The organism is Bradyrhizobium sp. LTSPM299 (genome assembly GCF_000938235.1).
GTDB lineage: Bacteria > Pseudomonadota > Alphaproteobacteria > Rhizobiales > Xanthobacteraceae > Bradyrhizobium.
The window spans coordinates 24,852-50,947 of record NZ_JYMU01000052.1 but is presented as its reverse complement, the minus strand read 5'-3'; the positions used below and the strand labels follow the sequence as shown (position 1 = coordinate 50,947).

The 26,096-nt window shown below is 64.2% G+C and carries 30 protein-coding genes; 18 read left to right on the top strand and 12 right to left on the bottom strand.

Annotated features, from left to right (window positions below; genetic code table 11):
* Window positions 1-13: 13 nt before the first annotated feature.
* From UP10_RS27645 to UP10_RS27620, 6 genes are all read left to right on the top strand, one after another.
* The gene (locus UP10_RS27645; RefSeq protein ID WP_044590385.1) at window positions 14-820 is read left to right on the top strand and encodes an enoyl-CoA hydratase/isomerase family protein; all 807 of its coding nucleotides are present in this window, start codon (window positions 14-16) and stop codon (window positions 818-820) included.
* Window positions 821-862: 42 nt separating this feature from the next.
* Complete coding sequence (locus tag UP10_RS27640; protein ID WP_044590384.1) at window positions 863-2,731, top strand: AMP-binding protein; 1,869 nt, start codon at window positions 863-865, stop codon at window positions 2,729-2,731.
* Between the two features lie 161 nt (window positions 2,732-2,892).
* Window positions 2,893-4,020 (top strand): acyl-CoA dehydrogenase family protein, encoded by a 1,128-nt coding sequence (locus UP10_RS27635; RefSeq protein WP_044590383.1) that lies wholly within the window; start codon window positions 2,893-2,895, stop codon window positions 4,018-4,020.
* A 143-nt stretch (window positions 4,021-4,163) separates the two neighbouring features.
* Entirely contained in the window at window positions 4,164-5,411 is a 1,248-nt protein-coding gene (locus UP10_RS27630) for an acyl-CoA dehydrogenase (RefSeq protein ID WP_044590464.1), read from the top strand.
* Between the two features lie 137 nt (window positions 5,412-5,548).
* On the top strand, window positions 5,549-6,796 hold the full coding sequence (locus UP10_RS27625) for an acyl-CoA dehydrogenase (protein WP_044590382.1): 1,248 nt from the start codon (window positions 5,549-5,551) through the stop codon (window positions 6,794-6,796).
* Between the two features lie 116 nt (window positions 6,797-6,912).
* Window positions 6,913-7,626, top strand: coding sequence for a nitroreductase (locus tag UP10_RS27620; RefSeq protein ID WP_044590381.1), 714 nt, complete (start codon window positions 6,913-6,915; stop codon window positions 7,624-7,626).
* A 4-nt stretch (window positions 7,627-7,630) separates the two neighbouring features.
* On the opposite strand, the gene UP10_RS27615 is transcribed toward UP10_RS27620, so the two are convergent.
* The gene (locus tag UP10_RS27615; RefSeq protein ID WP_044590463.1) at window positions 7,631-8,635 is read right to left on the bottom strand and encodes a helix-turn-helix transcriptional regulator; all 1,005 of its coding nucleotides are present in this window, start codon (window positions 8,633-8,635) and stop codon (window positions 7,631-7,633) included.
* 83 nt (window positions 8,636-8,718) lie between these two features.
* Between UP10_RS27615 and UP10_RS27610 the strand changes: the two genes are divergently transcribed.
* Together UP10_RS27610 and UP10_RS27605 are read left to right on the top strand one after the other, a co-directional pair.
* Window positions 8,719-9,363 (top strand): glutathione S-transferase family protein, encoded by a 645-nt coding sequence (locus UP10_RS27610; RefSeq protein WP_044590380.1) that lies wholly within the window; start codon window positions 8,719-8,721, stop codon window positions 9,361-9,363.
* Between the two features lie 12 nt (window positions 9,364-9,375).
* Entirely contained in the window at window positions 9,376-9,810 is a 435-nt protein-coding gene (locus tag UP10_RS27605) for a DUF6157 family protein (protein WP_082077279.1), read from the top strand.
* Window positions 9,811-9,819: 9 nt separating this feature from the next.
* On the opposite strand, the gene UP10_RS27600 is transcribed toward UP10_RS27605, so the two are convergent.
* Both UP10_RS27600 and UP10_RS27595 read right to left on the bottom strand, forming a co-directional pair.
* Window positions 9,820-10,605, bottom strand: coding sequence for an enoyl-CoA hydratase/isomerase family protein (locus tag UP10_RS27600; protein ID WP_044590461.1), 786 nt, complete (start codon window positions 10,603-10,605; stop codon window positions 9,820-9,822).
* A gap of 11 nt (window positions 10,606-10,616) precedes the next feature.
* Window positions 10,617-11,729 (bottom strand): cyclic nucleotide-gated ion channel, encoded by a 1,113-nt coding sequence (locus UP10_RS27595; protein ID WP_044590379.1) that lies wholly within the window; start codon window positions 11,727-11,729, stop codon window positions 10,617-10,619.
* Window positions 11,730-12,066: 337 nt separating this feature from the next.
* On the opposite strand from UP10_RS27595, the gene UP10_RS27590 reads away from it, so the two are divergent.
* Together UP10_RS27590 and UP10_RS27585 are read left to right on the top strand one after the other, a co-directional pair.
* Window positions 12,067-12,735, top strand: coding sequence for a Crp/Fnr family transcriptional regulator (locus tag UP10_RS27590; RefSeq protein WP_044590378.1), 669 nt, complete (start codon window positions 12,067-12,069; stop codon window positions 12,733-12,735).
* Between the two features lie 32 nt (window positions 12,736-12,767).
* Entirely contained in the window at window positions 12,768-13,661 is an 894-nt protein-coding gene (locus tag UP10_RS27585) for a DUF6537 domain-containing protein (RefSeq protein ID WP_044590377.1), read from the top strand.
* A 151-nt stretch (window positions 13,662-13,812) separates the two neighbouring features.
* Here the strand turns inward: UP10_RS27585 and UP10_RS27580 are convergent, their stop codons facing one another.
* Window positions 13,813-14,034: a hypothetical protein gene (locus UP10_RS27580; protein ID WP_044590376.1), complete on the bottom strand. Its 222-nt coding sequence runs from the start codon at window positions 14,032-14,034 to the stop codon at window positions 13,813-13,815.
* Between the two features lie 566 nt (window positions 14,035-14,600).
* Between UP10_RS27580 and UP10_RS27575 the strand changes: the two genes are divergently transcribed.
* Complete coding sequence (locus UP10_RS27575; RefSeq protein ID WP_044590375.1) at window positions 14,601-14,963, top strand: PRC-barrel domain-containing protein; 363 nt, start codon at window positions 14,601-14,603, stop codon at window positions 14,961-14,963.
* Between the two features lie 52 nt (window positions 14,964-15,015).
* Here the strand turns inward: UP10_RS27575 and UP10_RS27570 are convergent, their stop codons facing one another.
* From UP10_RS27570 to UP10_RS27555, 4 genes are all read right to left on the bottom strand, one after another.
* Window positions 15,016-15,498, bottom strand: coding sequence for an ArsI/CadI family heavy metal resistance metalloenzyme (locus UP10_RS27570; RefSeq protein ID WP_044590374.1), 483 nt, complete (start codon window positions 15,496-15,498; stop codon window positions 15,016-15,018).
* Between the two features lie 115 nt (window positions 15,499-15,613).
* Window positions 15,614-16,792, bottom strand: a complete 1,179-nt coding sequence (locus tag UP10_RS27565; protein ID WP_044590373.1) for an MFS transporter — start codon at window positions 16,790-16,792, stop codon at window positions 15,614-15,616.
* Entirely contained in the window at window positions 16,792-18,129 is a 1,338-nt protein-coding gene (locus UP10_RS27560; RefSeq protein ID WP_044590372.1) for an NAD(P)-binding domain-containing protein, read from the bottom strand. Before UP10_RS27560 ends, UP10_RS27565 begins: the two co-directional genes overlap by 1 nt.
* 49 nt (window positions 18,130-18,178) lie before the next feature.
* Window positions 18,179-18,496 (bottom strand): ArsR/SmtB family transcription factor, encoded by a 318-nt coding sequence (locus UP10_RS27555; protein ID WP_044590371.1) that lies wholly within the window; start codon window positions 18,494-18,496, stop codon window positions 18,179-18,181.
* A 121-nt stretch (window positions 18,497-18,617) separates the two neighbouring features.
* Here UP10_RS27555 and UP10_RS27550 point away from each other — a divergent pair, with 121 nt between their 5' ends.
* From UP10_RS27550 to arsC, 3 genes are read left to right on the top strand one after another with little or no spacing between them, the layout of a single operon-like run.
* Window positions 18,618-18,980: an ArsR/SmtB family transcription factor gene (locus UP10_RS27550; RefSeq protein ID WP_044590460.1), complete on the top strand. Its 363-nt coding sequence runs from the start codon at window positions 18,618-18,620 to the stop codon at window positions 18,978-18,980.
* A 4-nt stretch (window positions 18,981-18,984) separates the two neighbouring features.
* Window positions 18,985-19,686 (top strand): aquaporin, encoded by a 702-nt coding sequence (locus UP10_RS27545; RefSeq protein WP_044590370.1) that lies wholly within the window; start codon window positions 18,985-18,987, stop codon window positions 19,684-19,686.
* Complete coding sequence (arsC, locus tag UP10_RS27540) at window positions 19,683-20,084, top strand: arsenate reductase (glutaredoxin) (RefSeq protein WP_044590369.1); 402 nt, start codon at window positions 19,683-19,685, stop codon at window positions 20,082-20,084. Before UP10_RS27545 ends, arsC begins: the two co-directional genes overlap by 4 nt.
* Before the next feature lie 239 nt (window positions 20,085-20,323).
* Here the strand turns inward: arsC and UP10_RS27535 are convergent, their stop codons facing one another.
* Window positions 20,324-21,724 carry a TAXI family TRAP transporter solute-binding subunit gene (locus UP10_RS27535; protein WP_044590368.1) on the bottom strand — a complete coding sequence of 467 codons (1,401 nt, stop codon included), beginning with the start codon at window positions 21,722-21,724 and terminating at the stop codon, window positions 20,324-20,326.
* A 423-nt stretch (window positions 21,725-22,147) separates the two neighbouring features.
* Between UP10_RS27535 and UP10_RS27530 the strand changes: the two genes are divergently transcribed.
* Window positions 22,148-22,501, top strand: coding sequence for a DUF3307 domain-containing protein (locus UP10_RS27530; protein WP_197086909.1), 354 nt, complete (start codon window positions 22,148-22,150; stop codon window positions 22,499-22,501).
* A 197-nt stretch (window positions 22,502-22,698) separates the two neighbouring features.
* Window positions 22,699-23,106, top strand: coding sequence for a hypothetical protein (locus UP10_RS27525; protein ID WP_044590366.1), 408 nt, complete (start codon window positions 22,699-22,701; stop codon window positions 23,104-23,106).
* Window positions 23,107-23,122: 16 nt separating this feature from the next.
* Here the strand turns inward: UP10_RS27525 and UP10_RS27520 are convergent, their stop codons facing one another.
* Together UP10_RS27520 and UP10_RS27515 are read right to left on the bottom strand one after the other, a co-directional pair.
* Window positions 23,123-23,440 carry a YkgJ family cysteine cluster protein gene (locus tag UP10_RS27520; protein WP_044590365.1) on the bottom strand — a complete coding sequence of 106 codons (318 nt, stop codon included), beginning with the start codon at window positions 23,438-23,440 and terminating at the stop codon, window positions 23,123-23,125.
* The gene (locus UP10_RS27515) at window positions 23,440-24,138 is read right to left on the bottom strand and encodes a helix-turn-helix transcriptional regulator (protein ID WP_044590364.1); all 699 of its coding nucleotides are present in this window, start codon (window positions 24,136-24,138) and stop codon (window positions 23,440-23,442) included. The genes UP10_RS27520 and UP10_RS27515 overlap by 1 nt, the downstream gene beginning before the upstream one ends.
* 183 nt (window positions 24,139-24,321) lie before the next feature.
* On the opposite strand from UP10_RS27515, the gene UP10_RS27510 reads away from it, so the two are divergent.
* Window positions 24,322-24,567 carry a hypothetical protein gene (locus UP10_RS27510; RefSeq protein WP_044590363.1) on the top strand — a complete coding sequence of 82 codons (246 nt, stop codon included), beginning with the start codon at window positions 24,322-24,324 and terminating at the stop codon, window positions 24,565-24,567.
* A 65-nt stretch (window positions 24,568-24,632) separates the two neighbouring features.
* The gene (locus UP10_RS27505; RefSeq protein WP_044590459.1) at window positions 24,633-25,361 is read left to right on the top strand and encodes a glutathione S-transferase family protein; all 729 of its coding nucleotides are present in this window, start codon (window positions 24,633-24,635) and stop codon (window positions 25,359-25,361) included.
* Here the strand turns inward: UP10_RS27505 and UP10_RS27500 are convergent.
* Window positions 25,358-25,996, bottom strand: a complete 639-nt coding sequence (locus tag UP10_RS27500; RefSeq protein WP_044590362.1) for a pyridoxamine 5'-phosphate oxidase family protein — start codon at window positions 25,994-25,996, stop codon at window positions 25,358-25,360. The genes UP10_RS27505 and UP10_RS27500 overlap by 4 nt on opposite strands.
* Between the last annotated feature and the right edge of the window lie 100 nt (window positions 25,997-26,096).

Sequence of the window (26,096 nt, the reverse complement as noted above, 5' to 3'; positions counted from 1 at the left end):
GTGGGAGCAAGACGTGACAAGTCCGCTGCTGATCGAACATCACGACGGAGTTGATTGGGTCACGCTCAATCGCCCCGAGAGCCTCAACGCGCTCGATGCCTCGCTGATCGACGCGCTCAACACCTACTTCCAGGGCCTGCAGCGCAATCGTGATACCCGCGTCGTCGTGCTCAAGGGCGCGGGCGCCAATTTCTGCGCCGGCCTCGACCTCAAGCAGGCGATGGCCCGCCGCGGCGGCCAGACCGAGCCGCCCGGCGTCACCGAATCGCTCGACTCGCAGCGCCGCATTGCCGACATTGTGATGCTGATGCGGCGCTGTCCGCAGCCGATCATCGCGCTGGTGCAGGGCGCCGCCGCCGGCGGCGGCTTTGCGCTGGCGCTCGCCGCCGACATCCGCATCGCCGCGAAGAATGCGCGGATGAACTGCGCCTTCATCAAGCTCGGGCTCGGCGGTTGCGATATCGGCACCAGCTATTTCCTGCCGCGCCTCGTCGGCGTCTCCGTCGCCTCCGAATTGATCCTCACCGGCCGCTTCATCCACGCCGATCGCGCGCTCGCCGTGGGCCTGGTGTCCGAAGTGGTTGACGCTGCCGATCTCGATACCGCCGCCAACCCTTACGTCGACGCGATGATGACGGCTTCGCCGGTGGGCCTCAGGCTTTCCAAGGAATGCCTCAACATGAGCGTCGATGCCGGCTCGATCGAAGCCGTCATCGCGATGGAGGACCGCAATCAGGTCCTGTGCAGCCGCTCGGAGGATTTCCAGGAGGGCATCAAGGCCTTCCTTGAGAAACGAAAGCCTGTCTATATCAGGCGCTGACAGAAGATCCACAAAGGACAAGAAAATTCCGGGAGACGCAAAATGGATGGGGCTGCCGCTGTTGTGTTGACGAAGCCGGCCTTTCGCAAGGTGGACTGGCTGGCGCGCGACATCGCGGTCGAGCGGCGCGACGACGGCACTGTCGTGCTGAAGTCGCGCATTCCGCTGCAGGCCTATGAAACGCATATTCCCGCCTCGCTCGCGAAATGGGCGACGCAGGCGCCGGAGCGAACCTGGCTGGCGCAGCGCGGCGGCCCCGATAGACAGTGGCGCAAGCTGTCCTATGGCGAAGCCAAGCGCACCGTCGATGCGCTGACGCAAGGCCTGCTCGATCTCGGCCTTGACGATGGCCGCCCGGTCGCGATCCTCTCTGGCAATTCGATCGAGCATGCGCTGATGACGCAGGCCGCGATGCAGACGCGGCTGCCAGCGGCGCCCGTGTCGCCGGCCTATTCGCTGATGAGCCAGGACCATCTCAAGCTCAAATATCTGTTCAACCTGATCAAGCCGGCCGTCGTGATGGTGCAGGACGGCCCGACCTTCGAGAAGGCGCTCAGGGCGCTCGATCTGACCGGGATCACAGTGATCCACGTCTTGCGTCCCTGCGAAGGCATCAAGAGTGTGTCCTATGCCGATCTCGCGGCGACGCCAGTGACGGCGGCGGTCCATGAATCGATCGCGAAGATCACGCCAAAGACCGTCGGCAAGCTGCTGTTCACCTCGGGCTCGACCGGCATGCCGAAGGCCGTCATCAACACCCAGGAGATGATGTGCGCCAATGCGGCGATGATGACGCAGGTCCGTCCGCGTGTATCAGGTGGTCCGGTATCGACTGTGCTCGACTGGATGCCGTGGAATCACACCATGGGTGGCAACGCCGCCTTCAATCCGGTGCTGGTCGACGGCGGGACTCTCTATATCGACGATGGCCGGCCGTTGCCGGGCCAACTCGAGGAGACCATCAGGAATCTGCGCGAGGTCTCGCCGACCTATTACGCCAATGTCCCGGCTGGCTATGCGGCGCTAGCCGCGGCGATGGAGAAGGACGACGCGCTGTGCGAGAGCTTCTTCAAGAACCTCTTGATCATGGCCTATGGCGGCGCGCGGCTGCCCGACGATCTCTATGACCGCATGCAGGCTCTGGCGGTGAAGACCACCGGCGAACGCATCGTGTTCTACACCGGCTGGGGCTCGACCGAGACCGCGCCGACCTCGACCGGCACCTATTGGGACACCGAGCGCGTCGGTCTGATCGGCCTGCCGTTCCCTGGCGTCGAACTGAAGATGGTGCCGTGCGGCTCGAAATACGAATTGCGGTTGCGCGGCATCAACGTCACGCCGGGTTATTTCGGCCAGCCTGAACTGACGAAGAAGATGTTCGACGAGGAGGGCTATTACTGCATCGGCGACGCCGGCCTGTTCGTCGACCCCCAGGATCCGCTGCAGGGCATCATCTTCGCCGGCCGCGTGGTCGAGGATTTCAAATTGACCACCGGCACCTTCGTTCATGTTGGCTCGCTGCGCACCGACGCGATCGCGGCCGCGACACCGGTGGTGCATGACGCGCTGGTTGCAGGCCAGGATCTTCCGTTCATTGGCCTGCTGTGCTGGCCAAACCTGCATGCGTGCCGCCAGCTCGTCGGCAATCCTGAGGCGACCTATCGGGACGTGATCGGGCATCCCGACGTGATCGCGTGCCTCAAAAAGGGCCTGCAGGCGCATAATTCCTCGACCACCGGCAGCAGCATGCGGGTTGCGCGCGCGATGCTGATGGTTGAGCCGCCGTCGATTGATGGCAACGAACTCACCGACAAGGGCTACATCAACCAGCGCGCCGGCCTCGAGCGCCGTGCTGCGCTGGTGGAGAAGCTTTACGCCGACAGACCAGGCGATGAGGTGATTGTGCTGTGATGAGGTTGACGCTCTCTCCATTCGTCATTCCGGGATGCGCCCTCTTGGGCGCAGGCCCGGAATCCATACTCCCGATCGTGGTTATGGATTCCGGGCTCGCCGCTCCGCGGCGCCCCGGAATGACGGCGAATTGAAACGACAGAACCAAGAAGGTAGCCGCCATGAACTTCGATTTCTCCGACGAACAGAAGCAGATGCGCGACGGGGCGCGGAAATTCCTTTCCGAGAAATGCCCGCCGAAGGCCGTTCGCGAAGTGCTCGACGGCAAGGCCGCCTACGACAAGGCGCTCTGGAAGGGCCTTGCCGAGATGGGCTTCCTCGGCGTTGCGATCCCCGAACAATTCGGCGGCGCCGGCGCAGGCCATCTCGAACTCTGCGTGATCGCGGAGGAAATGGGCCGCGCGCTGGCGCCGGTGCCGTTCTCTTCCACGGTCTATCTCGCCGCGGAAGCGATCCTGATCGCCGGCTCGGATGCGCAGAAGCAGAAATGGCTGCCGAAGATCGCATCCGGAGAGGCGATCGGCACGCTGGCGCTGTTCGAGGGCAAGGGCAATCCGTCGCCGAAGGCGATCAACGTGTCAGCCAATGGCGGCGCGCTCAACGGCGTCAAGAAGCCGGTGCCGGACGGCGCAATCGCCGATTTCGCCGTGGTTGCCGCGCGCACCGGCTCCAGTGGACGCGAGTCCGACATTTCGCTGTTCATTGTCGACCTCAAGGGCGGCGGCGTCGAGGTCAAGCCGTTGACCAATATCGATCTGACCCGTGGCCAGGCCGAGATCACCTTCAAGGACGCCAAGGCCGAGCCGCTCGGCGCGGCCGGCGAAGGCTGGGGCGTCATCACGCAGGTGTTGGATCGCGCCGCCGTCTTGATGGCCTTCGAGCAGGTCGGCGGCGCCGACCGCGCGCTGGAGATGGGCCGCGATTACGCGCTCGACCGCATCGCGTTCGGCCGTCCGATCGGCTCGTTCCAGGCGGTCAAGCACATGCTGGCCGACATGTATGTCTCGGCGACGCTGGCGCGCTCGAATTGCTATTACGGCGCCTGGGCGCTCTCGACCAATGCCGGTGAACTGCCGGAAGCGGCCGCCGCCGCACGCATCAGCGCGACGCAGGCGTTCCAGCACTGCGCCAAGAACAACATCCAGGTTCATGGCGGCATGGGTTTCACCTGGGAATTCGACTGCCACATGTACTACCGCCGCGCCAACGCGGTCGCGCTCGGCCTCGGCGGTCTCTCTTATTGGGAAGACGCCCTGATCGATCGCATGCGCAAGAAGAACGCGGCCTGATCTCGGCCGTCATTCCGGGGCGCAGCGGAGCTGCGAACTATGGTGCGCAATTGCGCACCTGAGAATCCCGAGATGAGTAAAGTAACTTCTAGATTCCGGGTTCGCGCTGCGCGCGCCCCGGAATGACGAGCAAGGACAACGCCATGAATTTCGACGACACCCCGCAGGAGGCCGCGTTCCGCGCCGAGGCGAAGGCCTGGATCGCGGCGAATGCGCCGAAGCAATATGAGGATGAGCTGCGCAAGGCCTCGCTCGGCCGCGTCCAGCTCAAGGGCGCCAACATCCTGGAGGTCGCAAAGGCCTGGCAGAAGAAGAAGGCCGACGCCGGCTGGGCCTGCCTGCACTGGCCGAAGGATTATGGCGGCCGTGGCTCTTCGCCGATCGAGCGGGTGATCTGGCAGCAGGAAGAGGGCGCATTCGGCCGTCTCAGCGCGATGTTCATCATCGGTCACGGCATGTGCGGCCCGACCATGATGGCGTTCGCCGGCGAGGAGCAGAAGCGCAGCTATCTGCCGCCGCTCGCGTCCGGCGAAAAGATCTGGTGCCAGCTATTTTCGGAGCCCGCGGGCGGCTCCGACGTCGCGGGGCTTCGTACCCGCGCCGAGAAGAACGGCGACGAATGGATCATCAACGGCCAGAAGATCTGGACCTCGGGCGCGCATTATTCGGATTACGGCATCCTGCTGACGAGGACGGATCCGAATGTGCCCAAGCACAAGGGTCTTACCATGTTTTTCCTGGACATGAAGAGCCCCGGCGTTGAGGTGCGGTCGATCAAGCAGGCGAGCGGCGCGTCTGATTTCAACGAGGTCTATTTCACCGACGTCCGCATTCCCGATTCGCAGCGGCTCGGCAACGTCAATGACGGCTGGAACGTGTCGCTGACCACGCTGATGAACGAGCGGATGTCGATCGGTGCCGGCGTTTCCACCGGCTTCCCCGAGCTGTTCGACTTCTGCAACAGTCTGATGCTGGAGGACGGCCCCGCGATCGAGAACCGCGCGGTGCGCTCGAAACTGGCGAACTGGGCGGTGAAGGCCAGCGGTCTGAAATACACCAGCATGCGCGCGATCTCGGCATTGTCGAAGGGCGATCGTCCGGGACCGGAGAATTCGATCGGCAAACTCGTGGCCGGCTCGATGATCCAGGACGTGGCCACCTACGCGCTCGATCTGCAGGGCGCCAGCGGCGCGCTGAGCGGGCCCGACGATGCCGAGGCCGCGGGAAAATTTCAGGCGATGCTGCTGCGCGCGCCCGGCACCCGCGTCGAAGGCGGCACCGACGAGATCATGCGCAACATCATCGCCGAGCGTGTGCTGGGACTACCCGGTGACATCAGGGTCGACAAGGACGTGCCGTTTAACAAGATCCCGACCAAGGGAAGAGCTTAACTGTCGTTCCGGGGTGGCGCAAAGCGGCGAACTACGATGTGCATTTGCACATCTGAGAACCTCGAGCGACATAACTTCTAGATTCCGGGTTCGCGCTGTGCGCGCCCCGGAATGACAAAGAAAAAAAGGAGCCCGCCATGAATTTCGATGACACGCCGCAGGAAGCCGAGTTTCGCGCCGTCGCCCGCAACTGGGTCGCTGCCAATGCGCCGAAAGAGTTTGAGGAGGAGTTGTCAAAATCCTCGCTCGGCCGCATCAGGCTCGCCAAGCACGACATGGTCGATGTCGGCAAGGCCTGGCAGAAGAAGAAGGCCGATGGCGGCTGGGCCTGCCTGCATTGGCCGAAGGAATATGGTGGCCGCGGCGTGACGCCGATCGAGCGCGTGATCTGGCAGCAGGAGGAGGGCGTCTATGGCAAGCTGACGCAGCCGTTCCAGATCGGCGAGGGCATGTGCGGCCCGACCGTGATGGCCTGGGGCACTGAAGACGCCAAGCGCCGCTATCTGCCGAAGCTCGCCTCCGGCGAGGAGATCTGGTGCCAGCTGTTCTCCGAACCGTCGGCCGGCTCCGACGTCGCCGGCTTGCGTACCCGCGCCGAGAAAAAGGGCGACAATTGGGTCGTCAACGGCCAGAAGATCTGGACCTCGGGCGCGCATTATTCCGACTACGGTCTCCTGATCGCACGTACCGATCCGAATGTGCCCAAGCACAAGGGCCTGACGATGTTCTTCCTCGACATGAAGAGCCCGGGCGTCGAGGTGCGGCCGATCAAGCAGGCCAATGGCATGCAGGAGTTCAACGAGGTTTACTTCACCGACGTCGTGATCCCGGACAGCCAGCGGCTTGGCGCTGTCGGCGAGGGTTGGAGCGTGTCGCTGACCACGCTGATGAACGAGCGCATGTCGATCGGCTCGCGGCTCGCGACCGGCGTGCCTGAACTGTTCGAGTTCTGCTCCAATTTGATGCTGGAGGACGGGCTGGCGATCGACGATCCGGCGGTGCGTTCCAAGCTTGCGAGCTGGGCGGTGAAGGCGAGCGGGCTGAAATACACCAGCTACCGCGCGATCTCGGCGCTATCGAAGGGCGAACGTCCCGGCCCGGAAAACTCCATCGGCAAGCTCGTCTCCGGCCTGATGCTGCAGGACATCGCGACCTACGCGATGGATCTGGTGGGCGCGGCAGGCAGCCTGACCGGAGCCGACGAGGAGCAGGCCAACGGCCAGTTCCAGCAAATGCTGCTGTCGTCACCCTCGATGCGCATCGCGGGCGGTACCGACGAGATACTGCGCAACATCATCGCCGAACGCGTGCTGGGCTTGCCCGGCGACATCAGGGTGGACAAGGACGTGCCTTACAACAAGATCCCGACCAAGGGGCGAGGTTAACCGTCATTCCGGGGCGATGCGAAGCATCGAACCCGGAATCTCGAGATGAGTCAGTAACCTCTAGATTCCGGGTTCGCGCTCCGCGCGCCCCGGAATGACAGGAAGATGGAAGCGCCATGGACGCGAAGACCCCAAGCCCTCGCTATTCGACCGAAGACCGCATCGGCGCGCTCGAGGAGCTGCTCAATGAGCGCTACTCGGTGCGCGCGTTTGAGCCACGCGAAGTGCCGCGCGAAACCATCGAGCATGTACTCGCCACAGCGCAGCGCACGGCGTCCTGGTGCAACAGCCAGCCCTGGCAGGTCTTGATCGTCTCCGGCGAGGCCAAGGAACGATTCCGAAAAGCCATCTATGCCGAGGCATCGCGTGGCCTTGGCGAGGACTATGACTTCACGCCGCCGCGCGAATATGCCGGCGTCTATCTGGAGCGGCGCCGCGAGAGCGGGTTCCAGCTTTACAATACGCTGAGCATCGCGCGCGGCGACAAGGCGGCCTACGCAAAACAGGCGCTGGAGAATTACAATTTCTTCGGTGCGCCGCATGTCGCCGTGATCCACACCAACGAGCCGCTCGGCATCTATGGCGCGATCGATTGCGGTGCCTATGTCTCGAACTTCATGCTGGCGGCGCAGGCGCTCGGCCTCGGCACCATCCCGCAAGCCGCCATCGCCCGCCATTCCGGTCTGATCCGCCGCCACTTTGATCTCGCCGACGACCGCCGCGTCGTCTGCGGCATTTCGTTCGGCTATGCCGACCACGCGAACAAGGTGAACAGCTATCGCACCTCGCGCGCCAGTGTGGCCGACACGGTGACGTTCTTCGACAAATAATCGCTCAGCGGCGCCGGACCGCGACCGCTCGGCGCAGCGGCGCTGGCGCGTAACGCGTAGCCATCGCGCCCGTCATCTCCGCCATCTTCTCGCGCAGCTCGGGCGGCTCCAGCACCTCGGCTTCGGCGCCGAGCCGCAACAGTTCGGTGGCGGCATGCCATAGCGTCTTGCCGGTCGGCATGGTGGCGATCCGCCAGCCATCCGCGTCGGCGGCCTCCTCAAGCCGCATCCGCGCCTTCACATGGGGGTGAGCCAGCGCATCGAACAGTTTGAGGCCGAACGGCGACAGCCGCACCGTGGCCTGGCTCGGATGCAGCTCGGCCTCGAGTCGCTCGGTCGACGCGCGCCAATAGGCGGCGAGGTCGAAATCCGCCGGCCGCGTGAACGGCTCGTCCAGCGTCGCGCAATCCAGCACGCGCGCGACACGATAGGTGCGCACGCTGCCGTCGACGCGGCCGGCGACATACCAGCTGCCGCCCTTCAGCACGAGACCAAGCGGCGCCACCCGACGCCGCTTCTCGGCCTTCCAGCTCTGGTAGCGGATTTCGATCAAATGCTCGCGCAGCACCGCATCCGCAACGGCGCGCAGATGTTTCGGCTCCTCGGTCTCGCCGAACCAGCCGGGGGCATCGAGGTGAAAGCGCTGCTGCATCCCCCGCGCATTGGGACGCAGATTTTCCGGCAGCGCCGCCATCAGCTTGGTCTGCGCCGCGATCATCGCAGGCTCGATGCCGAGTGCGGCGGCGGGACCGGGCATTCCCGCCATGAACAGCGCCTCGGCTTCGTCTTGCGACAATCCGTTCAGCCGCACCCGGTAGCCGTCGAGTAGGCGATAGCCACCCTCGGAGCCGCGGTCGGCATAAACCGGGACGCCGGAGGCGGCGAGCGCGTCGATGTCGCGATAGATCGTGCGCACCGAGACCTCGCAGGCCTCGGCGAGTTCGGGCGCGGTGACCTGCCCCCGCGCCTGCAGGGTGGTGAGGATGGAAAAAAGCCGGCTCGCGCGCATGGGCCGGATCATACCTGACACAGGATGTCAGGTATAGGCGCGCATAAGCAGTCCGCGCCCCGAACGGCGCGAGGAGACGGCCCATGACTTCAACCGACCGCATCACCCTGTATTATTCGCCCCAAAGCCGTGCCACCGGCGCTCGGGTGCTGCTGGAGGAACTCGGCGCGCCATACGATTTGCACATCCTCAACATGAAAGCCGGCGAGCAGCGCCAAGAGGCCTATCTCGCTGTTAATCCGCTCGGCAAGGTGCCGGCGATCCGCCATCGCGGTGCGCTGGTGACCGAACAGGTCGCGATCACCATCTATCTCGCCGACCTGTTCCCGCAGGCGGGACTGACGCCGGCGCTCGATGATGTCAGGCGCGGGTCTTATCTGCGCTGGATCGCCTATTATGGCGCGTCCTTTGAGCCGGCTTTGATCGACAGGTTCATGAAGCGCGAGCCGACGCCGGTCATGCACTCGCCCTACGCCGATTACGACACCATGCTGGGCGCACTGGAATCGCAATTGACCAAGGGGCCGTATCTGTTCGGCGAAGAGATCACAGCGGCCGACATGCTCTGGGGCATGGCGTTGAGCTGGACCATGATGTTCGGCCTGGTGCCGCCAAAGGACGTCTTCGTCCGCTATGCCGAGCGCGTCACCTCGCGTCCGGCGTTCAAGCGGATTTCCGCCGCCGATGACGAGATGGCGGCGCAGCATGCCGCAGCCGCGGGAATGTGATAGAGCGTTGTGATGGCCAAGACGCTGCACACCACCAACTGCCTCAACACCTTCATCCGCGTTGCGGAGGATTGTCCCGCTCGCGGTGGCGAGGAGCCGCAGCCGCGTGGTGCCGGTCCGACGGTCGCCACGCTGCAATATCAGATGCTCGTCCGGTCGCCGTACGAATACACCTCCGACGACGTGGTATTCGCGACCTCAGCGCCGGGCCGCGCGCTCGATGCGAAGGCGACGAAGAAAGCGCGCAATCTCGCCCGCGAGACATTCTTCTCCAAGGGGCAGGCCTGCATGCGCGCCTCCCCGCTGGGAAAACGCTTCGGCTGGGGCGTCCATGCCGACGCCGAGGGCCGTGTCGCAATCTATGCCGTCGACAGCAAGCGCTACCAGGCGCTTGCTGCCGATTCCAAGCTCACGCAAACGCGCGCGATGCGCAGCAGGCGGGCGTGACCTCGCCACTCAAAACCGCGGTGCCCGCTTCTCCGCGAACGCCTTGATGCCTTCCTTGATCTCGTCGCCGCGCATGCTGTCGCGGTGGCGTTGGTCGGCTCCGGCGTCGTCGAGTTCGCCGCGGGCGAATTCGTTGATGGCGCGCTTCATCCCGGCCATCGCGACCGGCGCATTGCCGGCCAGGATTGTGCCGAGCTTGTCGACTTCCTCGTCCAAAAACTCCGACGCCACCATGGCGGTAAGGTAGCCGATCCGCAGCATCTCCGGTGCCGTGATCTTCTGCGCGGTCAGGAATAGCATTTTGGCGTTGTCGACGCCGAGCCGCGTTACGTAGCGCTTGATGCCGCTCCGGTAGTAATGCAGCCCGAGCCGCGCCGCCGGCATGAACATCTCGGCAGTGTCGACGCCGATCCGGAAGTCGCAGGCCAGCGCCAGATCGGTCGACCCGCCATAGACGCCGCCGTTGAGCCGGCAGATCGTCGGCACGCCGAGATCCTCGAGCCGGTTGACCACGACCTCGAACGCCGAATCCGCGCTCTGCTGCGCGCTCGTGCTCTTGGCGCGCTCGGCCACCGAATTGAGATCGTAGCCGGCAGAGAAGGCGCGGCCGGTTCCGGTCAGCACCAGCACGCGGATCGCGGGATCGGCCTCGACCCGGTCGAACAGCTTGACGAGCCCATCGAGATCCTCGGCCTGCAGCCGGTTGAGATGCTTGGGACGGTTGAGGCGGATGGTGGCGCGGGCGCCTGATACGTCGAGCAGGGGTGAGCTTCCGGTATCGGCCGCGTCAGGCATTGTTGTCTCCATCATTGATTCTCGAGTTCGCGCCGCTTGGCCTCGGCGTCGATGGTCTCGGCGAGTTCGGGATGCCTTGCCATCAACAGGCGGAAATCGACGAGGTCAAGCACCAGCAGCCGCGAGACCTTGGTGGTCGTGACATTGGCGCCGCGCTTGGCGTTGCCGAGCAGCGCCATCTCGCCGATAAACGCGCCTTCGCCGAGCTTCACCTTGCGGCCGGGCAGGTCGACCTCGACCTCGCCGGCCGCGACGAAATACATGCAGTCGCCGTTGGTGTCCTTGCGAATGATCATGGTGCGCGGCGGCAGGTCCATGGTCCGCAGCATCTGGGTGACGTCGGCGATCGCCGCCGGTCCAAGCGTCGCGAAGAACGGCACCTTGCTGACGGTTTCCCAGGTCTTGAGGAAATTGTCGCGGCGGGTTTCGGCGGCAAAGCCGGTCGCCAGAATACCAGTCCACAGCCCGAACACGCCCAGCCCCGAGATCATCACCATCGCCGCGACCATGCGGCCGAGCGGGGTGATCGGCACCACGTCGCCATAGCCGGTGGTGGTCAACGTCACCACCGCCCACCACAGCGCGGCCGGTACGCTGCCGAAGGTCTGCGGCTGCACGTCGTGCTCCAGGAAATACTCGGCGACGGAGGCAAGGAACACCACCATCAGGAAGATCACGAGCACTGAGAGCAGCGGGCCTGATTCCACCACCAGCACGCGCCGGAGCTGCCGCAGCCCCGGGATGCCCGGCACCACCTTGAGCACCCAGAGGATCGCGAGCAGCCACGCCGTCTTCGGCTCGATACCCGCGAGCAGGGCCAGCGGCACGGCCAGTGCACCAACGGCGTCGACCAGTCCGGCGCCGGACAGCGCGTAGAACCACAGCCGGCCCCGCTGCCGCATATGGCGCAGCCGCACCAGCCATTCGAACACGAAATAGGCGAGGCAGCCCCACAGCAGCGCGTCGACCCAGTGGGCGGCGGCATCATAGGCCGGCGCGACCGTCAGCAGCGTCATCATGGCGACGCCAAGGCTCACCGCGGCATAGGCGACCGTGGTCATGTTGCGGCCGGCAGTGGCGGACAGGAATTGTTCCAAAACCGGAAAGACGGGCCGCTTGGACATCGGACGTATGTTGCCTGTCGATGGGTGATCTGAAACGGGACCCTGCGGGAGGCCGGGCCAGCGCCGTAACCTGCCCCGTCCCAGGTCAGGCCGTCAACGCACCCAAGTCAACGTACCCAAGTCAACGCACCCAGGTCAGCGGCCGCAGCTGGTCTTCCGTCGGTTGGAATAAATGGCCCTGCAATCTGTCCTGATTTTGCGTCCGCAAATGTGAGAAATCAGACAAAGCGTCGCTTTTTCCCCGTATATCAGGGATGCGGTGGCGGACGCGACCTCGGCCGCACTGCAGCGACTAATAGACTGTTACATTCACTTCTTGAGAATTGGTTGGTTTCCGATGGATACCTCGCACCTCGCGGAGCACGCCGGCGCCGCCGGCAGTTTCTTTGCCTCGATCTTCGTGGTCGCCACGCTGTCGATGCGGACCATGATCCCGCTGCGCGTCTTCGCCATCCTGACCAACATCATCCTGATCGCGACCGCGGTCCCGACCCACAATTACGCGACGCTGATCCTGCATTCCGTGCTGCTGCCGATGAACACCTACCGCCTGCACCAGATGCTGCAGCTGGTCCGCAACGTGAAGAAATCCGTCAACAGCGACCTGTCGATGGATTGGCTCCGGCCATTTACGACGGAACGGAAATGCACCGCCGGCGAAGTGTTGTTCTACAAGGACGAGAAGGCCGACAGCATGTTTTACATCACCAGCGGCCGCTTCCGCTTGGTCGAATCCGGCATCGAGCTGCCGGTCGGCGCCATCGTCGGCGAGTTCGGCATGCTGTCGCCATCGAACACAAGGACCCAGACGCTGGAATGCACGGAGAACGGCGTGGTGCTCTCGGTCACCTACGACCAGGTCGAGCAGCTTTACGTCCAGAACCCGGCGTTCGGCTTCTACTTCCTGCGGTTGGCCAGCGCCCGGCTGTTCCAGAACATCTCGACGCTCGAGCAGCGGCTGGCGCAGCACACCACACCGCCGGTCGCGGAGCCGAAGCCCGCATGAGCCGCTCATGAGCCCATTATGACGAGTCCGTTATGACTGGTCCTGGAGGCATCGCAGTGCCTGACGATGACGGTCTGCTGGCTTCGCTCCGCTATCTGTTCGCCGACATCATCGGCGATGAAGATGACGGACCGCCATTGTTGCCCGACGCTTGCCCGGAGCACCTCGGGCCGGTCGTGAGCGATGCGATCCAGTTGCTGACCACGTATCAGAGCGCCAGCTACGCCAGCCTTTATATCGACCGGCTCAAGCGCTTCGTCGGCCGGCGCGGCGTCGATGACACGCTGCTCGCCGACATTGCGCGACTGATGGCGCAGCGAATGGCCTATGAGGATGCGATCCGCATCGCGCAGCTCAAGCTCGGTGAGGTCAACGAGGCCGGCGGTGCCCTGGCGGCGCGCTCCGCCGACGACGTCAAGAAATTCCGCCTCGATGAGTTGATCGATGCCTTGCCGGCGATCGTCGCCGATCCCGTGCTCGGCGCGCTCGATCGGCTCGGCTGGCTGCGCAAGAACGTCTCGATCCGGTTCAGCGCCAACAACCGCTTCAGCGTTCGCCGCTTGCGGATTGAGGCGGGGTTGAAGCGCTGGCGGCTGTTCTCGGTGCGCTATGCCAAGGAGCGCATCTGGGTCGAGCGCTGGCTGCACATGATCGACCGCAGCCTGACCAAGCAGCCGGCGGCGGCCATGGCGATCATCGAGACCGCGACCATGATCCAAGGCTACGGCGATCCCTACCGCCAGGGCATCGCGGACTGGCATGTCATCATCGACGCCCTCGCCAAGCCGGTCTTCGACGGCACGCTGGCGCTGCCGGATCTCGCCGGCGCGATCGCCGAAGCGCGCGCTGCCATCATGCCCGATCCGCGGCAGTCGTCGCTGAAGCGCAAGATCGCCGAAATCCGCGCGCGGGTGCCGCAGGCCTAAGTCTTGTAGGGTGGGCAAAGGCGCACTTGCGCCGTGCCCACCATTCACACCGTGCTTGCAATGGTGGGCACGCTTCCGCCTTTGACGCGGAGCCACTGCCGACAAGTCGCTTTGCCCACCCTACGAGTCCGTAGGCACTGAGTTCTGCGACCTACCGTTCATAGCGCGGCGGTTCGTCGTAGCCGTGACGGCTCGAATAGAACAGCAGGCCCATCAGGCCGACGCCGACCACGACAAGCGCGGCAACTCCGATCGTGAATACGACGATGCCATAGGTGGGCACCGGTGCGTCCGGCCGTATCACGCCTTCATAGGCGTAGCAGCCGACGGCGACCAGAAATGTCAGCAGGCCGATGCTGATTGCAATGCGCATGCGTATCCGCCTTTGCTGAAAGCCAAGATTTTCCCGAAGACAAGATTCTGCCGAAGACGAGCAAGCGCGGATTGCGGCGGTTAACCCGCCGCGGCAGTGACTTCGGCCAGCGCCTGCTGCCCGGCTTCTGTCAATTCGGCGAGCGTTGTCCTGCCGCTCCCGGCACCTTTGACGATGTATCGGGCAACGCGCCTGCTTACGGCGTGTTCCTCGCCATGAGGGGTTTGGCCGCAGACGCGGTCATCTCGCCTCCGATGGAAGGCCGATGTTGAGGCAGGTTCCCCGGTGCCGTCGTTAACCTGGCGTCCCGTATCGATGAAATCGCGCAGGCAAATCGCGCAGGAACGATTCGTTGCTTCACGCGTAACACCGATGTGTTCGCCGCTCGCCCCCCGACAGCGGCGGACCACTCTGGTGACGGGCTCCGGCGGATTTGCCGCCGGGGCCCGCCTGGCCTTTTGGGGCAGACAAATCCGTTCTCCGCCGAAGCGGCTGGGACCAAGCCGCAGGAACGATGCTCCTGCCCGGCTGTTGCAGACATGCGACATGTTTAAGGGAGAATTCGCATGGCAATGGACGACAAGGAAATGGGGAATCTGATCGGCAGCGACAAAGTCGAGGGCACCGCAGTCTATGGCGGCGATGAGCGCAAGATCGGTTCGATCGAGCGGGTCATGATCGACAAGACGAGCGGGCGCGTGTTCTACGCCGTGCTCGGCTTTGGCGGAATCCTGGGTCTCGGCAACGACCATTATCCGCTGCCTTGGCAGTCGCTGAAATATGACACGCGGCTGGGCGGCTATGTTACCGGCGTGACCGAGGACCAGCTTCGCGGCGCGCCGAAATACGGCAGCGACAGGGATTGGAGTTGGTCTGATATCGCCAGGACGCGCACGGTGAACGATTATTACGGTGTGCCGCTGGTCTGATTGGCATTGGGCTGAGAGGGGCCGCGTGTCATCGTGCGGCCCCGCGGCGGCCTCAGCAGCAGGCGGTCGATGGCTTCGGCGCCGCCTGCGGGGCACAGCAGGCGCCTTGCTTCTCTTCCTGCTTCTCCTGTGCGACCCAGGCGCGGTTCTCACCGGTGCCGTCGCCGTAGTCGGTGCTTTCGCCTGTGGTGTGGAAGGTCTCCCACGCGATCCCGGCGGGATCATCGATCCAGGACTTTTCGGACTTGGCATAGCAACAGGCGGTCTGTCCCTGCTCGATGACCTCGCCGCCGGCCTGCTGCAGCCGGTCGTAGACCTCGCGCAATTCCTCGCCGGTCTCGACCTGGATGCCGAGGTGATCGAGCCCCGGCTGCCGTCCGCGTGTCGAGATGGCGAAATTCACCCGCGGGTCGTCGAGCATCCATTTCGCGTAATCTTGCTTCACGACTGACGGCTTGGCCGCGAACAGCGCCGAGTAGAAGCCGATCGAACGGGACAAGTCCGCAACGGAGACGTGAACATGCATGCGCTTCATGATGTGTCCTTTCGGGCGATCAGCCTGGCGTACTTTCACGCAAGTTTGTACGCGGCAACGGGCCTTCAGGCAACGCGCCACTGGCCGCACCACACATTCAGTGCCGCCCGCTGTATCACTCCGCAAGTACGGATTCAGATACGTGCTGCGTACGTGCTCGCGGCAACATGGCCAACGCGATCAAGGCAGCCAGGCTGAGGCCCGCCGACACAACGACCACCATCCGGCCCATCGGCGCGATCAGCAGCCCGAAGGCCAATGGCGCAGCTGCCTGACAAATCCGGGACGGCGCCCCGATCAAGCCCAGCCTGTAGGCGTAGTTCTCGGGCCCAAAGAGTGCGAGCGGCAACGTGCCGCGCGCGATCGTCAGGATGCCGTTACCCGCACCGTGCAACAGCGCGAACGCTGCAGCGGCGCCGCCGCCGAAGACACCGATCACGCATGCACCGAGTGGGTGCGTCAGGCAGGCAAGCCGCGTCGAGAGCAGTGGATGGAAGCGGCTCAGCAAGCTCGCCTCGAGCACCCGGGCGGCGACCTGGGCGGGACCGATCATCATGCCGGCGAACACCGCCTGTGCAGGCGTCGCCCCGAATGTCTCGACGATGCGCGGGAGGTGCGCCGCCATCGCCGACGTCACCGTCCAGGCGGCGGCGAACGCGAACGCGAGCAGCACCATGGTCCGGTCAAACGGAATGGTGGGCTTCACGACCGGCCCCTTGGCGGAGGTCGTCCGTACCGTCTTCGGCAGCAACAGATTGAGCGGCAGGCCGATGACGATGTGCGCGACCGCCCAGGCGTAGCAAGTCTCCCGCCAGCCGACCGTCTCGAGCCCAAGCGAACTCAACGGCCAACCGACAGTGCTGGCGAAGCCTGCGATCAAGGTGATGCCGGTGATCGATGCGCGTGCGTCACCGCCGTAAATGCGGCCCAGGGCACCGAACGCCGCATCGTAAAGGCCGAGGCCCATGCCGATGCCGAGCAGCAACCACGCGGCCGACATCGTCCACACCGAGGCCGATGCACCGAGCAGCGCCAGACCCGCCGCCAGAATCAGGTTCGAGGCGCAGAGAACCTGCCGGCCGCCGACGCGATCGATCTCACGGCCGACCCGGGGACCGAGCAGTCCGGAGATCACGAGCGACGCGGAGAAGGCCGCGAAGAACCAGTTGCTGGAAATTCCGAGGTCATGCGCGATCGGATCGGCCAGGATCGCCGGCAGATAGTAGCTCGATCCCCAAGCCAGCGTCTGCGAACTGCCTAGCGCGGCGACGACGACAAGCCGTCCCCGATCCATCAGGCGCAACCGCAGCCGGACTTGCCGGCCGACTTGGCCGACGCATCGTCGGCGCAGCAGGCCTCGACGCTGGCAGGGGTCGGGCCGCCGCAACAGCCGGATGATGCTCCGCCTTCTACGCCGCCGCGCGTACAGACGCCGGTTTCCGGCAGGTCGAGCTCCACCCGCTCGGCTGCTTCCCTGTCGCCGGCGATGTCGGCCGCGATCGAGCGCACCTGTTCGTAGCCGGTGATCATGAGGAAGGTCGGCGCACGGCCGTAGGATTTGATGCCGGCAAGGTAGAAGCCCGGATCGTCCTGCATCAGTTCGCGCGCGCCGTGCGGACGCACGGTTCCGCAGGAGTGCTCGTTCGGATCGATCAGCGGCGCAAGCGCGACGGGCGCCTCGATTGCCGGATCGAGCCGAAGCCGGATTTCGCCGAGGAACGAGAGGTCCGCGACGACGATGCTGCGTCCACAGCAGGCGGACGACGTCGCGATCCGCAGCCGGCCATCCGCCTGCGAGATGGCGGCGACCGGAAAGCCGGCCTCGACCCGGACCTTGCCGGATGCGACGAGGGACGCGAAGTGAGCCCCGAGTTCGCCGCGGGCTGCCAGCTTGTCGTTGGCGCCGCCGCCGAAAGCCTTGGCAGGATCCGTTCCACGCAGCAGCCAGATCGGCTGCGTGCCATCCGACTGCTGCGCCAATGTGGTCAGGTCCGTCAGCGTGCCGATCGCCGAGTGGCCGGCGCCTAGGACAGCCACGGTCTTGCCGGCGAAGCGGGCGCGGTCCCTCCCGAGGACGTCGGGCATGCCGTACGAAATCTGCGCCGCGGCTTCGCGCTCGCCGATCGCGGTCAGACCATTGGCGCCGGCGGGATTCGGCGAGGCCCATGTTCCGGACGTATCGATGACCGCGTGGGCCCGCAGCGTCTCCGGGCCCCCGCCGTTCTGGTTACGAATCTCGAAAGGCGCCGCCTCGCGGCCCTTGGTCTTTGCCTTGTCGAAGCCCGCACGCCCGATGGCGGTGACACGGCTCGATGTTCGGATGACGTCGCGCAGTGCGGTCTTGGTCGCGAGAGGTTCGATGTAGCGCTCGAGCAATTCGGCTCCGGTCGGATAGACCTGCGGGTCGGGAGAATTCCACCCCGTCGGCGCGAGCAGGCGGGCGGCGGCCTTGTCGACGTTGTATTCCCATGGCGAGAACAACTGCACGTGCTGCCATTGCCGCATGGAGTGCCCGGCCTCCGGCCCCGCTTCCAGCACGATCGGCGTCATGCCGCGCTCCAGGACATGGGCTGCGGCGGCAAGGCCGACCGGCCCGGCACCGATGATGGCGACCTTCTTCGATGTGCTCATTGGCTTAATTCCCATTATTCTAGAATATTCGAAATAAACGGCAAGAAAATCAGGCTGCCGTCTGGGTTGGCGTGCATTCCTTTTCGTCGACGCAGCACTCGGCAACCAGAAAGTCCACCAAGCCTTGCATCGTGTCGTATTCTGCGTGACAGACCAGCGTCGTACCCTCGCGGATCTGCGAGATCAGCCCGACGGCGACGAGTCCCTTGACGTGATGTGACAGGGTCGACGCCGGAATCTTCAGCCGTTCCTGCAAGCGGCCGACGGGCATGCCGGCGCGGCCGGCACGCACGAGCGTCCGGTAGATTTTCAGTCGGGTCGGATTGCCCAGTGCTTCCAGCCGAGCTGCTGCGTCATCGATCTTCATGGAGACAAGGATGAAGGAGCCTCCAACGGATGTCAACCATATTTCCAGAATATTCGAAATAGTGAGGGCTGTTGCGGAAGTTTGGATTGACGAGGCCATACATTTCTATAAATCTGGATATATGGAAACAGAAATCGCACTCCTGGCTCTCGCCGCCCTTTCTCAATCGACGCGCCTGGAGGCTTTCCGGGCGCTGGTCAGACACGAGCCCGACGGGCTTGCTGCCGGAGATCTGGCCCGGCTGCTGGAAGTCCCGCAGAACACGCTGTCGGCACACCTGTCCATCCTGACCCGTGCGCGGCTGGTGACCTCGGAGCGGCGTAGCCGCTCGATCCTCTATCGGGCCAATCTCGAGGAATTTCGTGATGTCGTGGTTTTCCTGTTGCGGGACTGCTGCGGCGGGAAGCCGGAGATTTGCGCCCCGGTTGTTGAGATCCTGCAGTCTTGCTGCGCGCCGAGGCGAAAGGAGCGAAGCCGTGCCTGATCACTTGGACGCGTTCGACCTTTCCCGGCGTCTGGCGGCGGAAGCTCTCGGGACCGGCATCCTTGTCGCCACCGTGGTCGGCTCCGGCATTATGGCCGAGACGTTGACCAAGGACGTCGCGCTCGCGTTGCTTTGCAACACGCTACCGACCGGAGCGATCCTCGTCGTCCTGATCACGGTGCTGGGGCCGATTTCAGGCGCGCATTTCAATCCTGCGGTGACGCTCGTCTTCACCGGCAAGCGCGAGCTCCCCGTGAACGAGGCCGCGTTCTACGCGATCGCGCAGATCGCTGGTGGCGCCATCGGCACCCTGGTGGCCCATCTGATGTTCGCGCATCCCTTGATCGATTTCTCGATGAAGGTGCGGACCGGCGGAGCCCAGTGGTTCGCGGAGGCGGTGGCTGCGTTCGGTCTGGTCGTCACCATACTCGCCGGCATCCGCTTCCAGCGTGCGGCCGTTCCCTGGCTGGTGGGCCTCTACATCACCGCAGCATATTGGTTCACAGCATCGACCTCTTTCGCCAACCCGGCCGTCGCGATCGCGCGGTCGCTGACGAACACGTTTTCAGGCATCCGGCCCGCCGACTTGCCCGGCTTCATCGTCGCAGAACTCTGTGGAGCGTTCGCCGGCATGCTGTTGATGAACTGGCTGCTGGGCCGTCATGAGGTGCGCGGCCCGGTCGCTATCGCGGAGACACATTCATGAGCGTCACGATCTATCATAATCCCGGCTGCGGGACGTCGCGGAATACGCTTGCGATGATCCGGCAGAGTGGTGTCGAGCCCACCGTCATCGAATATCTCAAGACGCCTCCGTCGCGTGAGACATTAAAGGAGTTGATCGCCTCGATGGGAATTCCGGTGCGCGACCTGCTGCGCCAGAAGGGCACCCCTTATGCGGAGCTGGGTCTCGCCGATCCGAAGCGGACTGACGAAGAGCTGCTCGATGCCATGATGGCGCATCCCATTCTCATCAACCGTCCCATCGTGGTTACGCCGAAGGGCGTACGACTGTGCCGGCCCTCGGAGGCCGTCATCGACATACTGGACAATCCGATCGGGTGGTTCGTGAAAGAAGACGGCGAGGTGGTCGAGCCTCGTTGAGTGCGCGGACGCGGGACGCTCATCGCGCCGCGATGAATGCTTGATGTATATGACCGACAGGCGATTCAACAAACTCGCTGTCGTCCCGGGCCTGACCCGGGACCCATAACCACCAATGCGAATTGTTATTCGATGCTGGGGCCGCGATCCCTACCACAACAGAACCCTGTGGTTATGGGTCCCGGCCTGCGCCGGGACGACAGCGATATATGAGCAGCGACCAACCCGCCGCCCGGCGCTCACCCGCTCGCGGCCTTCACCACCACCACATTGTCCTCCGCTTGCTGCGGGTGGCGCTTGAGATGATCGCGGCGCAGCGCGATCTCGTCGCGGACCAGCTCGTAACCGAGCTTGAAGGTGTCGAGCCCGTCACTGCTGATGGTGCCGTCCCGCAAGCCGACCACCGCGTGGCGCAGGATCGTCTCGAGTTCGTCCTGCAGCTCGTCGAGATGGTCGATGCACATGGCGTGCTCCATCCGCTCGCCGACGTCGAGGATCCGGATCGCCAGCTCGCTGGCCTTTTCCGGCGCGACACGGGTGATCTTGGTGTAGATCGCGGCGAAGATCGAACCGATGACGCTGAGCGCGCCGGCGCCGAGATACATCATGTCGCTGTAGCGATCCATGAACGACTTGGTGTCGTCGTTGATGTACTGGGCGGCGCCGGGATGGGCGATGATGAAGGCGTCCTTGTCGGTCGCCGCCGGCTCGATCTTGGAGGCGAAGCCGTCGTCGAGCACGAGCTCGGCCTTGTTCTCGTAGACGACGCGCGCAAGCTCGGACGCCGTGGTCGTCGACACCTGCGACTGTGCGACCAGCAGCCATTCCAGGCCGATGGTGTCGACATCGTCGTCGGGAATCGCCGGCGAGGACGACAGCATGCCGGTCGAGACCGTCTCCTCGGAGATCGCCGGAAATTTGCGGGCGAGCGCCTTGGCCGAATCGATCGCGTTCAACGTGAAGCCGCTGCCATGCTTGGCGAACTGCTCGTAGGTCTTGTCCTTCATGATCGTCGAGGTGTGCTCGATGGCGACGACCGCGGCAAAGCCAGAGGCGAACAATTTGTCGAACGGGGTGTTCGGTGGTGCCTGCTGCACCCGCTGCGCTGCATCGGGGCTGTCGGAAATCTCGAGCGCGCTGCGGACGAAGTTGACGCTGTTCTCGCTGTAGCCGACGACCGCGATCTTCTTCTTCTTGAGGTCGGACAGCGACTTGATCTTCTTGCCGCCGGGGCTGAGCACCAGCACCACGTCGTGCTCGAGGATCGCGATGGTGCGGGCGCGCGGCGGCACTTTGGCGTCGGTGCGCAGGATCGCAAGACCGGCGTCGCGCCGGTCGAACTGCGCCAGCGCCTTGGCATTATCAGGGTTCGGCACGATCTTGAGCCGCAATCGCGACGAATTGGCCTTCAGCACGGTCTTGAGCTTGGCGGCGAACCTGGCCTCGGGGCCATTGGCATCGCCGACCGCGAACACCAGCGTCTCCGAATTGCGCAGCCAGACCCGGCCGCCCCACACGGTGGCGGCGCTCAGGATCAGCGTCAGGATCGAGAAGATGAAGATCTGCGTACGATTGCTCTTGACAACCCTGGCGCGAGGCGGCGGCAGGGCCGGCATAGGCGTGGGGGCTTCGGCGCTCATGGCTCATCACCCGTCCGGGAGAGACTCCTGCCACTTCTCAACTGGCGGCGGCATGCCCGGTGAATTGGTAAATCACTATAAAAGAAAGAATATTTCGCGCGCCGTCGATGATATGCCTCCCGGCGCGGAATGCAAACCGGCACCCCGCCGTAACCTTAACCCGTCGGGGTCGCGCGCGATGCCACATGACGATCGCCACTATCGCCGCCAGGACACATCATGAGATTTTCGAACGACCCACAGGTGCATTCCGCCGCCGGAGGTGTCATAAATGCGACACGCTTTGGAATTGTCCGGGTTTGAGAAATTGTGCTGACGGGCTGACCCAGATTTCTTGCGATCACTTTCATCCCATTAAGGGGCGTCAGCTTGTTGTTTCCCTCGATGTCATCGTCGGTGTCGGTTGGTGCCCTGGTCGGATGGATGCTGCTTCTGACGGCGAAGCACATCATCGCCGATTTCATGCTGCAGAGCGCCTGGATGGCGATCGGCAAGGATCAGAAGACCGGCTGGGCGATGCCGCTGCTTGCGCATTGCCTGGTGCATCTGGCGGTCGCACTGGTGCTGATCGTGGTCGTCGCGCCGCGCTTCTGGTACGTCGCTTTCGTTGATTTCGTCATCCACATCATCATCGACCGCTGCAAAGGAATCTGCGCCTCGCGCTTCGGCGTGACGCTGGAGTCCGGGCATCCTTGGTTCTGGACCCTGATCGGGGTCGACCAGGCGCTGCACCATCTCACCGGCTTCGCCCTGTCGATCTACATGGCCGCCAACTGAGCCGTCTGCGGCTCGATCTCCGCAAGTTAGCTCTCCAAGGTCGCGCCGGCTGGAACCTGCCGTTCGCGGCGCGCGGATGTGATTCGTGTGCAACGGGCAAGGGGCCCCCCAAGGGACCCCGGTGACGACCGGGGGCCGTGGTTAACCTTTCGTTAGAGGATTGCGCGGCATCTTCGCGATCGAAGGGGGATTTGCAAATGTTTTCAAGCCGTGACGCGTACGAGAACGATGCCTGCCCGGTCGGTGACGAAATGCTCGGCCAGATGTATCGCGCCAATCCGAACGGCCTGTCGCTTCTGGTCGCCAACGTCTCGCCCGACGCAAGGGCGATGCTGGCGCTGTTCTGCTATCGCCGGAGTCATTTGCACTCACTTGCGCTCGCGATTGCGTCGAGCTGCACCGAGCGCGATCTGATCAATATCGGCGGACGGGTCGGCTCGACTCTTTATGCGCTGTCGCGTGAACCGGCGCGCGCCGCCGCCGTGTCGCATGGCAGCCGCAAGCCGATCACGCTGTCGACCAAGCCGCTGTCGACCTTTGCGCCTGTTGTCGATGACGATCTCGACGACGAAGACTTCACCGACACGGTCGCGGCATCGGTCTGATCTGTTCCTTTGCAGGTCAGATGACCGGCAGCCCGTGCCGGCGCCGCGCCATTGCGCATTCCGCATCGCCGGGCATGCAGGTCCGGCACACCTCCGGCCGCACCGCATAGACATCGCAGCACGTCTTAACCCCGATCTGGCCTGACAGCGCCGCGCAGCGGTCGCCGTCGCACCGCATGCCTGACAGCCGCGCGTTGACGAACTTTGCCGGGATCAGCTCGAGCTGCGCGTCGTCCTCGACCGTGAAGCGCGGCCAGTTCTCCGAATAGCTGCAGCAGGCCCCGCAGGACTGGCAGGGGCTCTCGCCGGTGGCTCCGATGCTATCAGCTGTCATCAAGTGTCCTTCGGCGCTTCCCAGACCAGGCTGCGCCGCCAGCGCGCCCTGAGCAGGTCGCGCCGCTCCGGATATTTCTCGTCGTGGTAGAACGCCGTGACGACGCGGTCGGTGCGGAAGCTGCGGAAATCCTTGCGCAGTTCGCACCATGCCGCGAGCAGCCGCACCGCCTCGTGATAGCCGACCGCGATCGGCCAGATCGTGCGCTCGCTATCGCGGCCATGCTCGTCGCGGTAGTTCAGCGTGATCTTCTTGCCTTCATGGATGTGGCTGCGCGTCCTGACCATGTCGATTCTATCGGGCTCCCGGTTCCAGGCCGACCGGGCGCGGCTGGCCGGCTCGAGCACAAACGGCCGCAGGCGGTCGGGCACGGTATCGGCGATCTTGGCCATCAGGTCTTCGGCGGCGCGCGCCAGCGCCGGATCGGCGTGGCCGACCACCCATTGCGCGCCGAGCACGCAGGCCTCGATCTCGTCGGGGGTCAGCATCAAGGGCGGCAGGTCGAATCCCTTCTCCAGGATGTAGCCCATGCCGGCCTCGCCGCGGATCGGCACCTGCTGCTCGATCAGGGTCGCGATGTCGCGATAGATCGTGCGCTTCGAGGTCTCAAGCTCGGCCGCGATCGCATCCGCGGTCAGCGGTTTGCGGGTGCGGCGGAGCACCTGGATGATCTGAAACAGCCGGTCGGCACGTCGCATGGTGATTCTCTCGGCAAATCTCTTGTCAGCTCTCTTGAGCCGTCTCTGGCTCGTCGCTTTGGCCCGTCTCTCTGGCCCGTCTCTTGGTCGATTTTTTGCGCCCCGCCGCGCTGCTGCTGACAGCATGTTGGCAGCAGGTGGGGGCTATAGCAGGACAACACCTCAAGTGAAGGGAATTTGTCCATGACCAATCTTGACGAACTCGGTTTCCGGCAGGCGCAGAGCTTCGCGCTGGAACATATGCTCACGGTCTATTCCACCTCCGGCGACCTGCGCTGGGCCCTGATTGCGCTGATGGCGCGGTCGGTCGCCGCGGCGTGGTCGTTCGGACGGGCACGGGCGGTGAAACGTATCAGCGAGGCGGTCCGCCGCCTCGCACCCGCAAGCTCGCTCCAAAGCCCGCTCGACCGTGAATGTCACTACTGCTGACACCATGGTGGCAGCAGGGGGGCGCTAGCCTCAATCCACGGTAACAGGCAATCGGGAGCACCATGATGATTACGCTTTTTGGCTTTGGCACGGGCTTTGGCTTGCCGGAAATCAGCCCGTTCGTGACCAAGACCGAGGTCCAGCTCAAGATGGCCGGGCTTGCCTACGTCAAGGAAAAGGCGATGCCGCCGGCCTCTCCCAAGGGCCAGCTGCCGTTTATCTCTGACGACGGCGAGACGATCGCTGATTCGACCTTCATCCGCGCTCATATCGAGGGCAAATACGGCTTCGATTTTGACGCGCCGCTCAGCCTGCAGGCCCGCGCCCAGGCCTGGGCGTTCGAGCGCATGATCGAGCATCATGTCTACTGGGCGATGGTCGGCGCGCGCTGGGTCGACGACACCAATTTTGCCAAGGGGCCGGCGCATTTCTTCGATGGCGCGCCCGATCACGTGCGCGACAAGATGCGCGAGGATGCCCAGTTCCGCGTCGCCGAGAACTATCTGCTGAGCGGGCTCGGCCGCCATGGGCCCGACGATGACGTCGATCTCGCCATCCGCTCGCTGTTCGCGCTGTCGGTGCAACTCGGCGACAAGCCCTATCTGATGGGAGACGCGCCCTGCGGCACCGACGCCACCGCATTCGGCGCACTTGCCGGGATCCTGACGCCGTACTTCTCGTCGCCGCTGCGCGAGCGCGCGGAGAAGTTCGACAATCTCAGCGCCTATGTCGACCGGATGATGTTGCAATATTACCCGGACTTCGCCTGGGTGCAGCAGCAACAGGCGGCCTAATCAGCTGTCGCCGCCGCCGCCGGCTGGCCCTTCAATGCGGCCAGCTCGGCTTCGAGCTCGGCGATGCGCTGGTCGCGTGAGGCGAGCGCGGTGGACACATCGGCCGCGTCGAATTTCTGCGGAATGTGCTGCGGGCAGTTGATGTCCCATGCCGTCACCTTGAACACGATCGCCTGCTCGGGACGTGCGCGATAGCCTTGCGGCATCAGCGTCCGCGTCAATGCCGGATCGTCCTCCACCACCCGCGCCTCGCCCCAGATCTTGATGCGTTGGCGGTACGCATAGTTCATCACGAAAATATGGGCCTTCAGATTCTCGGACAGATTGCCCTGCGTGATGAATTGCCGGTTGCCGGCGTAGTCAGCGAACGCGATCGTGTGCTTGTCGAGGATCTTGATGAAGCCCTTCGGCCCGCCGCGATGCTGGATATACGGCTGGCCGTCGGCGCTAGCGGTCGCCAAATAGAAACTGTTGGTGTTCGCAAGGAACGCGGCGAGATTGTCGTCGATCTCCGTCCGCCAGCCACCCTGCGCCTCGACCTCGGCATAGGTTTCGCGCGACCCCTTCCGGGTCTGGATCTGCTTCACGGCCGGGGTAAACCCGACATCGCTGGAATAGCTCTCCCCGTCTGACATCTGAGCCTCCCGTCACGGGCGACAAAACACCCGTCCTCGCGACCTAACATGGGCATTCCCCAATCGTAGGCAATCTTGTGGATTGACACTTCACTATTGC

Bases quoted from the DNA above. Each gene is read 5' to 3' on its own strand.
- UP10_RS27610 (WP_044590380.1), top strand. From the start codon at position 8,719: ATGACTTCAACCGACCGCATCACCCTGTATTATTCGCCCCAAAGCCGT.
- UP10_RS27555 (WP_044590371.1), bottom strand. From the start codon at position 18,496: ATGAAGATCGATGACGCAGCAGCTCGGCTGGAAGCACTGGGCAATCCG.
- UP10_RS27635 (WP_044590383.1), top strand. From the start codon at position 2,893: ATGAACTTCGATTTCTCCGACGAACAGAAGCAGATGCGCGACGGGGCG.
- UP10_RS27525 (WP_044590366.1), top strand. From the start codon at position 22,699: ATGTTTTCAAGCCGTGACGCGTACGAGAACGATGCCTGCCCGGTCGGT.
- arsC (WP_044590369.1), top strand. From the start codon at position 19,683: ATGAGCGTCACGATCTATCATAATCCCGGCTGCGGGACGTCGCGGAAT.
- UP10_RS27605 (WP_082077279.1), top strand. From the start codon at position 9,376: ATGGCCAAGACGCTGCACACCACCAACTGCCTCAACACCTTCATCCGC.
- UP10_RS27530 (WP_197086909.1), top strand. From the start codon at position 22,148: ATGCTGCTTCTGACGGCGAAGCACATCATCGCCGATTTCATGCTGCAG.
- UP10_RS27600 (WP_044590461.1), bottom strand. From the start codon at position 10,605: ATGCCTGACGCGGCCGATACCGGAAGCTCACCCCTGCTCGACGTATCA.
- UP10_RS27505 (WP_044590459.1), top strand. From the start codon at position 24,633: ATGATTACGCTTTTTGGCTTTGGCACGGGCTTTGGCTTGCCGGAAATC.
- UP10_RS27590 (WP_044590378.1), top strand. From the start codon at position 12,067: ATGGATACCTCGCACCTCGCGGAGCACGCCGGCGCCGCCGGCAGTTTC.
- UP10_RS27630 (WP_044590464.1), top strand. From the start codon at position 4,164: ATGAATTTCGACGACACCCCGCAGGAGGCCGCGTTCCGCGCCGAGGCG.
- UP10_RS27510 (WP_044590363.1), top strand. From the start codon at position 24,322: ATGACCAATCTTGACGAACTCGGTTTCCGGCAGGCGCAGAGCTTCGCG.
- UP10_RS27580 (WP_044590376.1), bottom strand. From the start codon at position 14,034: ATGCGCATTGCAATCAGCATCGGCCTGCTGACATTTCTGGTCGCCGTC.
- UP10_RS27535 (WP_044590368.1), bottom strand. From the start codon at position 21,724: ATGAGCGCCGAAGCCCCCACGCCTATGCCGGCCCTGCCGCCGCCTCGC.
- UP10_RS27560 (WP_044590372.1), bottom strand. From the start codon at position 18,129: ATGAGCACATCGAAGAAGGTCGCCATCATCGGTGCCGGGCCGGTCGGC.
- UP10_RS27575 (WP_044590375.1), top strand. From the start codon at position 14,601: ATGGCAATGGACGACAAGGAAATGGGGAATCTGATCGGCAGCGACAAA.
- UP10_RS27570 (WP_044590374.1), bottom strand. From the start codon at position 15,498: ATGAAGCGCATGCATGTTCACGTCTCCGTTGCGGACTTGTCCCGTTCG.
- UP10_RS27620 (WP_044590381.1), top strand. From the start codon at position 6,913: ATGGACGCGAAGACCCCAAGCCCTCGCTATTCGACCGAAGACCGCATC.
- UP10_RS27640 (WP_044590384.1), top strand. From the start codon at position 863: ATGGATGGGGCTGCCGCTGTTGTGTTGACGAAGCCGGCCTTTCGCAAG.
- UP10_RS27615 (WP_044590463.1), bottom strand. From the start codon at position 8,635: ATGCGCGCGAGCCGGCTTTTTTCCATCCTCACCACCCTGCAGGCGCGG.
- UP10_RS27565 (WP_044590373.1), bottom strand. From the start codon at position 16,792: ATGGATCGGGGACGGCTTGTCGTCGTCGCCGCGCTAGGCAGTTCGCAG.
- UP10_RS27515 (WP_044590364.1), bottom strand. From the start codon at position 24,138: ATGCGACGTGCCGACCGGCTGTTTCAGATCATCCAGGTGCTCCGCCGC.
- UP10_RS27520 (WP_044590365.1), bottom strand. From the start codon at position 23,440: ATGACAGCTGATAGCATCGGAGCCACCGGCGAGAGCCCCTGCCAGTCC.
- UP10_RS27500 (WP_044590362.1), bottom strand. From the start codon at position 25,996: ATGTCAGACGGGGAGAGCTATTCCAGCGATGTCGGGTTTACCCCGGCC.
- UP10_RS27595 (WP_044590379.1), bottom strand. From the start codon at position 11,729: ATGTCCAAGCGGCCCGTCTTTCCGGTTTTGGAACAATTCCTGTCCGCC.
- UP10_RS27550 (WP_044590460.1), top strand. From the start codon at position 18,618: ATGGAAACAGAAATCGCACTCCTGGCTCTCGCCGCCCTTTCTCAATCG.
- UP10_RS27625 (WP_044590382.1), top strand. From the start codon at position 5,549: ATGAATTTCGATGACACGCCGCAGGAAGCCGAGTTTCGCGCCGTCGCC.
- UP10_RS27585 (WP_044590377.1), top strand. From the start codon at position 12,768: ATGACTGGTCCTGGAGGCATCGCAGTGCCTGACGATGACGGTCTGCTG.